The organism is Christensenella hongkongensis (assembly GCF_000981035.1).
Lineage (GTDB): Bacteria > Bacillota > Clostridia > Christensenellales > Christensenellaceae > Christensenella > Christensenella hongkongensis.
The window spans coordinates 111,530-122,448 of record NZ_LAYJ01000131.1 but is presented as its reverse complement, the minus strand read 5'-3'; the positions used below and the strand labels follow the sequence as shown (position 1 = coordinate 122,448).

10 protein-coding genes are annotated in these 10,919 nt (G+C 48.3%); 3 read left to right on the top strand and 7 right to left on the bottom strand.

Annotation, left to right across the window (positions count from 1 at the left end):
* Nucleotides 1-135: 135 nt before the first annotated feature.
* The 3 genes from tnpA to CHK_RS14130 form a co-directional block, all read right to left on the bottom strand.
* Nucleotides 136-600, bottom strand: coding sequence for an IS200/IS605 family transposase (gene tnpA / locus CHK_RS14140; RefSeq protein ID WP_046444534.1), 465 nt, complete (start codon nucleotides 598-600; stop codon nucleotides 136-138).
* 116 nt (nucleotides 601-716) lie between these two features.
* A complete protein-coding gene (locus tag CHK_RS14135; protein ID WP_046444707.1) occupies nucleotides 717-2,258 on the bottom strand; it encodes a recombinase family protein in 1,542 nt (513 codons plus the stop codon).
* Entirely contained in the window at nucleotides 2,255-2,611 is a 357-nt protein-coding gene (locus tag CHK_RS14130) for a helix-turn-helix domain-containing protein (RefSeq protein ID WP_046444706.1), read from the bottom strand. The genes CHK_RS14135 and CHK_RS14130 overlap by 4 nt, the downstream gene beginning before the upstream one ends.
* A gap of 98 nt (nucleotides 2,612-2,709) precedes the next feature.
* Between CHK_RS14130 and CHK_RS16760 the strand changes: the two genes are divergently transcribed.
* Complete coding sequence (locus CHK_RS16760) at nucleotides 2,710-3,015, top strand: hypothetical protein (RefSeq protein ID WP_147554007.1); 306 nt, start codon at nucleotides 2,710-2,712, stop codon at nucleotides 3,013-3,015.
* 67 nt (nucleotides 3,016-3,082) lie between these two features.
* Here CHK_RS16760 and CHK_RS14125 read toward each other — a convergent pair whose 3' ends face one another.
* Genes CHK_RS14125 through hsdR form a run of 4 tightly spaced genes read right to left on the bottom strand, consistent with a single transcriptional unit; the run spans nucleotide 3,083 to nucleotide 9,319 of the window.
* On the bottom strand, nucleotides 3,083-3,865 hold the full coding sequence (locus CHK_RS14125; RefSeq protein ID WP_235843846.1) for an ImmA/IrrE family metallo-endopeptidase: 783 nt from the start codon (nucleotides 3,863-3,865) through the stop codon (nucleotides 3,083-3,085).
* Nucleotides 3,862-5,502 (bottom strand): restriction endonuclease subunit S, encoded by a 1,641-nt coding sequence (locus CHK_RS14120; RefSeq protein ID WP_052740621.1) that lies wholly within the window; start codon nucleotides 5,500-5,502, stop codon nucleotides 3,862-3,864. The genes CHK_RS14125 and CHK_RS14120 overlap by 4 nt, the downstream gene beginning before the upstream one ends.
* Nucleotides 5,499-6,941 carry a type I restriction-modification system subunit M gene (locus CHK_RS14115; RefSeq protein WP_046444705.1) on the bottom strand — a complete coding sequence of 481 codons (1,443 nt, stop codon included), beginning with the start codon at nucleotides 6,939-6,941 and terminating at the stop codon, nucleotides 5,499-5,501. Before CHK_RS14115 ends, CHK_RS14120 begins: the two co-directional genes overlap by 4 nt.
* Nucleotides 6,942-6,958: 17 nt before the next feature.
* Nucleotides 6,959-9,319, bottom strand: a complete 2,361-nt coding sequence (gene hsdR, locus CHK_RS14110) for an EcoAI/FtnUII family type I restriction enzme subunit R (RefSeq protein WP_046444704.1) — start codon at nucleotides 9,317-9,319, stop codon at nucleotides 6,959-6,961.
* A 224-nt stretch (nucleotides 9,320-9,543) separates the two neighbouring features.
* Here hsdR and CHK_RS14105 point away from each other — a divergent pair, with 224 nt between their 5' ends.
* The gene (locus tag CHK_RS14105; protein ID WP_046444703.1) at nucleotides 9,544-10,398 is read left to right on the top strand and encodes an RNA polymerase sigma factor; all 855 of its coding nucleotides are present in this window, start codon (nucleotides 9,544-9,546) and stop codon (nucleotides 10,396-10,398) included.
* 66 nt (nucleotides 10,399-10,464) lie between these two features.
* On the top strand, nucleotides 10,465-10,896 hold the full coding sequence (locus tag CHK_RS14100; protein WP_046444702.1) for a cysteine-rich VLP protein: 432 nt from the start codon (nucleotides 10,465-10,467) through the stop codon (nucleotides 10,894-10,896).
* Nucleotides 10,897-10,919 lie beyond the last annotated feature (23 nt).

Sequence of the window (10,919 nt, the reverse complement as noted above, 5' to 3'; positions counted from 1 at the left end):
ATCATAACCACCAGTAAACTGGTGGTTTGCGCTCGCCCTGGAAGGGCGAATTGCGGACTTAGCCCCTCAAGGGGCATCGAAGTTTGACACCGCATTACTATCTCGGGCAGCCGCTTAAGCGGCTGTCTTTTTTGCCTACTTGGTCTTGTTACCTGTAAACGAGTCCATATACTCTTTCATCGTAATTTGATCCTTTATATAGTCCTCTTCCAGTTGATTTTTTATGTATTCCTTGATTGCGCGTTCATTGCGTCCTACCGTATCTACAAAGTATCCCCGGCTCCAGAAGTGTCTACTGCCGTATTTGTATTTCAAATTAGCGTGCCGGTCAAAAATCATAAGACTGCTCTTACCTTTGAGAAATCCCATAAACTGTGCTACACTTAGATACGGTGGGATACACACCAACATATGGATGTGGTCTGGGCAAGCTTCTGCTTCGAGTATTTCCACTTTCTTCTCTGCACAAAGCTTTCTCAAGATTTGGCCGATATCCGACTTCAGTTTCCCATAGATTTCTTTTCGCCGATACTTGGGCGCGAATACTATATGGTATTGACATCTCCATTTTGAATGTGCTGAACTTTTTATTTCACTCATGTCAAAAACCTCCTCGTGTTTTTAGTAATGCGGTTGCCAAACCTTTACTAATTGTACACTCGGAGGTTTTTCTCATGCTAAAGCTCTTTTTCTCTTCCTGCGGTAGAACCGCAGGATTATTTACGCTTAAGCACCATAAAAAACCGTTCTGCATACCCTTGTATGAAGAACGGTTTTGGTGCCGTTAAGCAATCCAAATCCGAACCCATAATCTTCCCGTCCAGCGCCGCTTTTAGGTCGTCAAAGGTGATGGCGGTTGTCCCTTCCTTGTAGTTGAAGGTAATCACCATTTTATCGTCATAGAGGAAAATGGCGTTGACGAAAGTATCAATCAACATCTTGCGGTGGGACTTATGCCGCACGTCCAGCTTACGGAAGCGGTGGAGCCAGAAGGTCATAAACTCGGCGCTCACCTTGGGCTTCGCCAGCTTTTCACAGGCTATCCGGATTTCCAGTTCCTCCCTCGTGGCCTCCAATTCCTCCAGCCGTCCTTTGGTGGACTTGGTTAGAATACCCTGTTGGATGGCGTTGAGCAGGTTTTGAATGGCAGTGTCGGCCTCCCGTAGCTGTTGCTCATACAGCGGCAAGTTCACATTCTCCCTGTCCTGCAACTCCATCAGCATGGACACGATGGCCTCAATGGCGGTATCGTCCATCACCAGCTTCATGGTTTCGCTGACTACCAAATCCTCAACCCATCCCTTCTTGACGGACTTCTTGTGGCACTCGGTACGCTTCTTTTTCACAGATACGCACTTGTAATAGTGGTGCACATTCCCTGTGCGGCTGGTGCCGCTCTCGCCGCAGAGATACGCCCCGCAATAGCCGCAGAACAGCTTGGTTGTCAATAAGTAATCGTCCTCGGCCTTGTGACGGGCCGGGGCCTTTTTGTTCTTCGCCAGCTTTTCCTGCACCCGGTCAAAGAGGTCTTGGGGGACGATGGCGGGTATGCCCTCCGGGACTACTATTTCCCGGTAGGTATACTCCCCGATATAGCGGCGGTTGTTCAAAAGGTGCTGGACGCTATTATAGGTCAGCTTTTGGCCCCTCGTATTCTTCACGCCTTGCTCGTTGAGCCAGTCCCGGATTTGGGTCATGGTGTCCCCCTCGTCGTAACGCTGGAAGGCTTCCAGTATAAAAGGGGCGGTCAGCGGGTCAGGCTGGAAATGCCGCTCGCTGTCGATTAGATAGCCAATAGGGAGGGTGCCACCGTTGTACTTGGTCTTTAAGGCGTTCTCCGTCATGCCTCGGACTACCTTCTCGGACAGGTCGGCGGAGTAGTATTCGGCATACCCCTCCAACACGCTTTCCAAAATGATGCCCTCGGCCCCGTCTGAAATGACCTCGGTGGCGGACACGACTTTCACGCCGTTCTTTTTCAGTGTGGCCTTGTACCGGGCGCTGTCGTAGCGGTTCCGGGCGAACCTGTCCAGCTTCCAGACAATAACCATATCGAACAGGCGTTTGCCGCTGCCTTTTATCATGTTCTGAAACTCCGGGCGGTTGTCCGTCTTAGCGGAAAAGGCCCGGTCTATGTAGTGGCGCAGGATGGTGATGCCGTTCTTCTCGGCAAAGGCGGTACACTCCCGGATTTGGCCCTCGATACTTTCTTCCCGCTGGCTGTCGGAGGAATAGCGGGCGTATATCACAGCTTTCATTTCTTACCCTCCCGCAACATCGTCAACAGGGTTTTCTTCAAGCGGTCGTTCATGGGCGATTTAGGGTCAAAGCACATCTCCACAAACTTTTCCATCCCCGGGTCGCTTTCCTCAAACTTGGGCTTGCACTCGTACAGCTTGCCCTGTGGGTCATCGGTGCGCCCCATAATATAGTCCAGCGACACATCAAAATAATCTGCATAGCGCACAAGGGTTTCATAGCTGGGAGAGGACTGGTCTTGCTCGTAGCGGTTTAGGCTGGACTGCCTTACACCTACAATTTCCCCCATCTTTACCTGTGACAGCCTTGCACTTTCCCGCAGGCTTCGTATTCTTTCTGCAACTACTTTCAAGCAAATCGCCCCCTATCTGATACTATAATTATACCACAATACGACATATATTCCAACATCAAAATCGCATAAACAAAACGCATTTTTTGCGTCTCAAAGTGCAACCGCAATCCCTCGTCCCGGCCCGCAGGCCGAACAAAGAAGCGGCGCACATCGGCCCGTGGGGTGGGCTGATGTGCGCCGTTTCTTTGGGTTTTGGAGGGGTGGGGACACAGGCGCAGAGATGCGATCTGTGGCCACACGCCGACAAAACCGGGGTTTCCAAAGGGGTACCCTTTGGCACACGACTTTGCAAAGCAAAGTGTAGTGTGTTATACCTGCTGGCGCGGCTGACGAGGGAAACGGGGGTGTCGTGTATGGACACGCCCGTTTTCACCGGCAGGAAAGCGGACAGGTTTTTGTGAACGGAAGTGAACAAAAATCCTGTTCGGTTTCAGAGAGCGGCGGCAGGTATACTTGCTTGTGAGCCGCTTACCATCTCAAAATTGTCATCGCCACGCCGTGTTCCCAATCGCCCCTTGTCCACTCATAAAGTTGAATAGATGAGTTGGGCCTCAAGAACCATTTTGTAGAATCACTTACTTCAAAAGCATTTTGATTTCGCTTTGCTGTGATTGCCTCGTAGGACACAGTACCCGGCGGAACCTGTTTCAGTGCTGGCAATTTGCGGCGGGCCGCTGCGGAAGCTCTTATTTCTGTAATCAGATAGCCTTGACTGCGAATCACAATACAAGGCTCTTTTGTGAATTCAAGCAGACGATTACAGCAGGCGTGCTTTGAAACATAGAACTGTCGGGCAAGGTTGTTGATGAGGGTATAGTCTAAAACCGCGCCCGCCATGCTAAGGTAAAACTGTTCTTCCGGCATCAGTAAAGCCGATGCAAAACGATTGGCTTCTGTTTCTTTGGAATGAATGCCGGTTTGCATATCCTCCGGCGAACAGCGAAAACCTTGCTGCCCATCAGAGAAATAAGTTGGGGAATGCTGCAAAAAATGGTGCCCTAACTCATGGGCAAAAGTAAAATTGATGCGTCCTGTGTTATGGATAAATGTATTGATGAGTATGGCGCGCTTCTCGCCGCGAAACAACAGTAGACCGCTGAGATTCGGATCATCGGGAAGTTCTTTTTTGCCCACACGAATGTTTTGTGATTTTGCTATCTCATCTAAATGGAGGGCGGGTGGATCGGTGATTCCCATACTTGCCAAAACCTGTTCTACTTTTGCCGCAGGAGTTGGGACAACGTTCATCATCCATCCTCTCCAAACAAATCTTCAATCGCTTGCTTTGCCTGGTCGGACATACCCTCCACTTCCCCGCGAGCGGCCATCGCAATCGGTTCATCTTTTTCTTTTGGTACCTCTGGAAACGGTATCACATTATCATGGCAGATCGGCGGTTCGGCAACATGCTTTAATTCGTCGCACATAGCCATCAGCTCATTTACTTTGGCAACTATGCGTTGCTGTTCTGCAATCGGAGGAAGTGGATATAATGTATTTTTCAATATTTCATTATTGATGTTCGCAATGTTGGTTGTCTGAGTGGACGAAATATTGAAGGCTCCAGTAGCTTGCATATACTTAAAAGCATAATAAGAATAGGCAGCTATTATTTCGCCCAATGGACGGAGTGTGGTAAGAAATCCTCCAAAAGTTCTTTTCTTGTTTTCACGCCAAATACATGTTTTTCCGACAAGTTCTCTCGAATTTGCAGTCGACATAATAATGTCGTTTTCCTTTAGCCACTGGTCTTCACGCTTAACGTATTCGATTGGAATGAATACATCTGCGGCTTCATTGTATTCCTTTTGAACCGATCCCGTCGTTGCACAACGCGCCAATCCAGCACCGATTTGGTTATGTTTAGCAGCAGACGGAAAAGTTATACCTCGAATAATTTGATGAATGTCACCAATATGACACCACACCCATCCATCTGGCAGGTCATACGGTATTTCATCTTCCGAAATCGGTGGCAGGGGCTTTTCTTTTTTGAGTTTGCCCTCTTTGATAAGTATAGCCTTTTCAGCCTGTATCCGGTTGAGCAATTCGGATGCAGGCTCATCGTTTTTATCCTGCGGCACCAGCTTGCCTTGTACTGCCGCCTGCAAAATGGACTTTGGCAGATAGTCAAAAAAGTGTTCTTCCAGAGCATCCAATTCTTTTTCAGCGGCCTCTAACTCGTCACACATGGCCATTAACTCGTCAACTTTAGCGACAATGCGCTGCTGTTCGGCAAGAGGTGGAACGGAAAATGGAAACATTTTAAGATAGCTGGTAGGCACACGCTGCTGTCCAGCTGTGCCAGTCATGTTCTTGGCAGCGACCGTGATAAAAACTGGACTTTTCAAAAATAAAAGCAGATACTGAGAATCTACCAAGATACTTCTCAAAACATGAAGCTCTGTTGTGCCTGCTCCGTATCCAGATAAGAGATTATGTGCAATGCAAGATTTCCCGTTTTGAAAACATGGCGTAATCTTAGCAAGCAAAACATCGCCTTCCGCAAAATGAGAAAAATTACTTTTTACTTCTTCCCAAAATCTAATTTCCTGCTGATGCCCACCGAAGTATTCCTGAGAAATCAATGACATGGGGAGAAAGGAAACTTTTATCTCATCGCTTAAAGAATTTCTTGGATTAATTACCGTTATATCACCGACATGACACCATGTCCAGCCATTTGGCAAGTCATATGGAACTTCATCCTCTGTAATTGGCGGCAAAGGCTTTTCTTTTTTTAGCTTACCATTTTTAACAAGTGCAGCTTTTTCAACCTGTATCCGTTTGAGCAATTCGGATGCAGGCTCATCGTTTTTATCCTGTGGCACCAGCCTGCCCTGAACTGCCGCCTGTAAAATTGCCTTTCTCAAATCTGCGGCTTTCATAGCATGTCCTCCTGCGTCATGGCAGCAGAAATGCGCCCTAAGATTTCCTCAATGCGGGCGGAAAGAACGGCCTTTTCATTTAGATACTGCGGAATAAACTGCTCCGGCGGCAAGATTTCTTCTGTATCATGCGGGAAACCGCAGAAATCCAGATTATAGTCAGCGGCGGCGATATCTTCCGCTGGCACAAACTGCGACACATCGCTTTCCACTTTGTTTTTCCACCAATCACGTACCGGCTGGAAGTGCTCATCCAACATGGGGCGGGTTTTGGAAAAATGTTTATACCCCTTTGGCGTTTCCAGTCGGTAGTACCAGATGCCCTTTGTAGGAGTTCCCTTTGTGAAAAACAGCAAGTTAGTGTTGATGTTTGTATAGGGAGCAAATACGTCCTTGGGCAAGCGAACAATGGTGTGTAGATTGCATTCTTCCAGCAACTTCTTCTTGATGGCAGCTTTAACACCAGTCCCAAACAGAAAGCCATCTGGCAAAACGAGGCCACAGCGTCCACCGTCTTTTAGGAGTGCCATCATGTGCACCAAAAACAAATCGGCAGTTTCAGAGTTGCGCAGCTCTGCGGGAACAGACTGCGAAATCGCTTTTTCCTCTGCGCCGCCAAACGGCGGATTGGTGACAATAACATCCACCTTGTCCTTCGCTGTATAATCTGTCGTAGGGGTGCGCAGGGTATTATCGTGGCGAATATCGGGCACATCAATGCCGTGTGCAATCAGGTTGGTGACGCAAAGCAGATACGGAAAAGGCTTTTTCTCAATGCCCTTAATCGTGCGTTGCAAGGTTTTATATTCCTCGGTTGTGTTGACAGTAAAACGATCAATTACGCTGGTCAAAAATCCGCCTGTTCCACAGGCCGGGTCGAGGACTGTTTCGCCCAGCTTTGGATTGACCTGCTCCACAATAAAGCGGGTAACAGGGCGCGGCGTATAAAATTCGCCGGATTTGCCCGCGCTTTGCAAGTCTTTCAGCATGGTTTCGTACAGACCGTTAAACAGGTGGCCGGAAGGCATTGCGTCGAAATCAATATCAGCATTGATTTTATTGATGACTTGGCGCAGCAGGGTACCGGACTTCATAAAGTTGTTGACGCCTTCCATAATGCTTCTAATAAGCCATTTGCGGTGCTTTGGGTCGTCGCTGATATCAAGGCCACGCAAAGCGGAGAACATAGCGTCAATGTGCGCAAGCAAAGCGTCGCCGGTTGTCCCTTCGGCGTCGGTAGCCCAAGTGCCCCAACGATATTCCGTTGGAACAATGGGATAGTAGTCATCCTCTGTCAGTTCCCATTCCTGTTCTTTATAGTCAAAAGCCTTTAGAAACAGCATCCATGTTATCTGCTCAATATACTGTGCATCGCCATTGATACCAGCGTCTATGCGCATGATATCCTTGAGCGCTTTTGTAGTGCCTGAAACGGCCATCGTGGTTTCCTCCTATGTCAAGCGACGTACAGTTCGCTTTCTAATTCGCGTAGGGCGGCGGTAAAATCAGCCTTTCCCTTAAAAATCTTGTTCACGATGAATTGCGGCGTGCCAAATTCCCTAATGGGATTTACCTTCAACACATCCATGCTTTCCAAATTAACAACGCCAGAGTCCGCATACTTTTCCAATAGAGCATTTAAGACTGCTTGCGCCTGTTCGCCATACTTAGTAAAATAGTTGCGTTTTTTCACGTTGTTAGCGCGTTCTTTTCTGGTAAGCGGCGGTTGGTCGTAGGCAATATGACACACCAAATCAAAGGGGTCAAACTCTCGGCCGATTTGCTCCTGCAATTCTTCCAAAAGCACGCCTTGGCTTGCAAACTCATCAAGGATTACCTGTTTGCGCTCCGCACTGTGCCATGCGGTGAGGAAATCCTCTAAGGTCGCATACTGGTCGAGGACATTGCGCTTGGTGTAATCAGTGAGGGATTCTGTAATCAGCTTGCCGTCCTTGTCAATGTATTGAACCCTTTGTTTGAGTACGGTCACTTCTACATTGTCAACAAAGTATTTCATACGGCGCTCGTGCTTGTGTTCCTCGTCCCCTGCCCCAGGATATTCCGGGTCCTCAGGAAAATCTGGTTCTTCTGGGTCCGTTGGCGGATCGCCGGGCAGGTCGGGGATTTGTCCATCCTCTGATGGCGTGAAAGAATCGTCCTGCTCAACTGGGCCGTCAAAGTCCGGGTCAGCAAAAAGTCGTGTAGAATCTCTAAAATCGAAAATAGTAAAAAACATTTTGCCGAGGTCTTCGCGCACACGGGTTCCTCGACCAATGATCTGTTTGAACTCCGTCATACTGTTGATATTGGCATCAAGCACAATAAACTTTACCATCTGCACATCCACGCCGGTGGTAAGTAATTTAGAAGTGGTCACCAACACAGGATAACGGCTTGAAACATCGCGGAAGGCATCAATCTGCTTTTTGCCGATGTCATCATCGCCGGTGATGCGCATGACATAGCGCTCGTCTTCTTTTACAAGATCGGCGTTTTCGTTGACAAGCGCTTGACGCATACGGTCAGCATGTTCGGTATCGACACAGAAGAAAATGGTCTTGTCATAGCGCAAATTATGCTTTTTAAGATAGTTGGACACAACTTTTGCAACCATGCGGGTTCGTTGTTCCAACACCAATTCGCGATCATAGTCTTTCGTGTTATATTCCCGGTCAAGGATTTCATTTCCATATTTGTCAGTTTGACCTTTGTAGGGGCGAAATCCTTCTGCATCCTTATCTAGCAAAACACGAATGACACGATACGGCGCTAAAAAGCCGTCCTCTATACCTTGCTTGAGAGAATAGGTATAAATCGGCTCTCCGAAGTAATCAACATTAGAAATGTCCTTTGTTTCTTTCGGTGTTGCGGTCAAACCGATTTGCGTTGCTGCGGTAAAGTAGTTTAATACAGCGCGCCATTCGCTATCTTCCTTTGCACTGCCGCGGTGGCACTCATCAATGATAATCAAATCAAAAAATCCCGGAGAGAACTGCTTGAAAATTTCCTTGTCGCCATCCCCGGTTAAACCTTGATACAATGCCAGATAGATTTCATAAGATTTATCAACCTTGCGATTGCGAACAATCGTCATTTTGTCCTTAAACGGTGAAAAATCGTTTACATAGGTTTGATCAATTAAAGCGTTGCGATCAGCCAAATACAAAATACGCTTTTTCACACCAGATTTCCACAAGCGCCAAATAATCTGAAATGCTGTGAACGTTTTACCTGTGCCAGTTGCCATCACCAACAAGACACGGTTCTGCCCACGCGCAATCGCCTCAACAGTTAAATTGATGGCATTTAACTGGTAGTACCTTGGCGTTCGGTCTTCCCGTGCCGTATAGTAGGGTTCTGTAATGACTGCTTCCTGCTGCGCGGTAAGCCCAGTACCCTCTCGATACATCGTCCAGAGTGTTTCAGGGGATGGAAATTGTTCAAGGGTCAAGAATGTTTCTCTGTCGCCTCCGCCGCTCATGCGGTTATGAAAAGTAAACCCGTCACCATTGGATGTGAATACAAACGGAATCAACAGCCGCTCCGCATAATCAAGGGCTTGTTGCATTCCATCAGAAACAGCATGATTGTTGTTCTTTGCCTCAACAATAGCCAGTGGAATATGCGGCTTGATGAATAAAGCATAATCTGCAAATTTAGCTTTGTCGCGCTTATATGTACCACCTCTGGCAATGATGCGGCCTTTCGTAATAGGATATTCTTCCCGTATCTGAGAAGCAGACCAACCCGCCTTCGATATTGCAGGGGTAATATATCTTGTGCGGATTTCTTGTTCTGTCAATTTTTTCTTATCCATGCACATTCCCCTTTGCCATACTGTTATGGGCACAAAAACTCAAAATAATTGTAGCATAAGTGATGGCAATTTCCAACATAATTTTGCACTGAACACATCAGAGTGAAGCACTGCTACACAACCTCCAAAAAATATTTTTGCAATACAGGAACAAAAAGTATATACTTATGTCGTAAATTAATAGATGAACTTCATCTGATTTCAAAGGAAAGGAGGTTCACCCCATGAACGACCCTTCGCTTGTCCAGTTTCCCTATGACAGCAACATCCGCTATCTGCCTTTGGCCTATTTCCTGCCGGAAGATTTATTCGCCCAATGCCCTACCCTTCGTAGGCTGCCGCGTGATTTGGCTGCTTTAGCCGCTTCGGAGGAACTGATCTCGCTGATCGACAGCGATCAATTTCTTAAGGAAATCATGGACGCCGCCGCTTCCCTTGCGTTTCCCCACTTCGGTTTCGGCGGCTGGAAGGAGCATTATACCGGCTGGTGTCCCATTTGGCGTCTGTCCTACGCCCTGCCGCTGTGGGTCAAGGGCGTGGAGCAGATCACCGGCTGGGGAGTGCAAGCCTTGTTTCGTTTGCCGCCCCATACGCCCATCCCTTTCTTCCAGCCGGAATATGTTTCGGAGGTTTTCTCGCTGGCGGTCAAACGTGTTGTCGAGGAACAAGGTTGGCAGCCTGTTTTAGACGTGGTGCGGGAGATACCTTGCGACGAGGACTTTGAATCGTGGGACACCAATGTTCGCAAGGACTTCTTGCGGAAATGGTATCACACCCGTTCCAAGAGGGTGCAGACGGTTTCGCTGGAAGCCTGCATAGAGGACGAGAACAGCGGCATCCATGAGATCGCAGAGGCTTCCGGCGATTTTACGGAACAGGTAGAGGCGGAGGACTTCTGCCAACGGTTCAAGGCCACCTTATCCGAAAAGGACATGGCGATTTTGGAACTGCGGGTGGAGGGCCATACCTACGAGGAAATCGCGGACAAGCTGGGATACAAAAATCACAGCGGGGTCGTGAAGCGGATGGAGGCCATCAAAAAGCGGTTTATCCAATACGAGAAAGAAGCAGGGTGCTAAAGCCACGCAAGCCGAGATGGCAAGCGTGGCTTTTCTGCGCCCCAAATAAGAGGAAAGAAGGTGCGAATGTTCAACATCAAAGATTTTCCGCCCATTGAACGCAGGCCAGACGGCTCCCTATACCGCATGGATGCCAAACAGCGGCGGGAGGCGCTGCGGCTCATCAAGGGCCTGTGCAGTTACTACGACAGCGGGAATTGCCTCTATCTGGACAGAGGCGAGGAAGTGACCTGCCCCCAGAGCATTTCCTATTCCGTCTGCTGCAAGTTTTTCCGCCATGTGCTGTTGAAGGACAAGGAAGGGAAAGGATTGGAAGCGGCGGTTTTCCAGCACGACGCCTTGAAGCACTGTAAACGGTGCGGCAAGGCGTTTTCTTCGTCCTCTAACCGGGCCAAATACTGCGAGAGCTGCAAAGCGGAAGTACAGCGGCGGCAGAAGGCCGAACACGCGAGGAAGAAGCGGGCGGAGAGTAGAAAAATGGAACCCGAAAAAGGCTGATATATCAAGACTTTTCCAGCGAA

What these genes read in the sequence shown, in the direction of transcription:
- tnpA (WP_046444534.1), bottom strand. Translation starts at nt 600, where the DNA reads ATGAGTGAAATAAAAAGTTCAGCACATTCAAAATGGAGATGTCAATAC.
- CHK_RS14135 (WP_046444707.1), bottom strand. Translation starts at nt 2,258, where the DNA reads ATGAAAGCTGTGATATACGCCCGCTATTCCTCCGACAGCCAGCGGGAA.
- CHK_RS14125 (WP_235843846.1), bottom strand. Translation starts at nt 3,865, where the DNA reads ATGATGAACGTTGTCCCAACTCCTGCGGCAAAAGTAGAACAGGTTTTG.
- CHK_RS14120 (WP_052740621.1), bottom strand. Translation starts at nt 5,502, where the DNA reads ATGAAAGCCGCAGATTTGAGAAAGGCAATTTTACAGGCGGCAGTTCAG.
- CHK_RS14115 (WP_046444705.1), bottom strand. Translation starts at nt 6,941, where the DNA reads ATGGCCGTTTCAGGCACTACAAAAGCGCTCAAGGATATCATGCGCATA.
- hsdR (WP_046444704.1), bottom strand. Translation starts at nt 9,319, where the DNA reads ATGGATAAGAAAAAATTGACAGAACAAGAAATCCGCACAAGATATATT.
- CHK_RS14105 (WP_046444703.1), top strand. Translation starts at nt 9,544, where the DNA reads ATGAACGACCCTTCGCTTGTCCAGTTTCCCTATGACAGCAACATCCGC.
- CHK_RS14100 (WP_046444702.1), top strand. Translation starts at nt 10,465, where the DNA reads ATGTTCAACATCAAAGATTTTCCGCCCATTGAACGCAGGCCAGACGGC.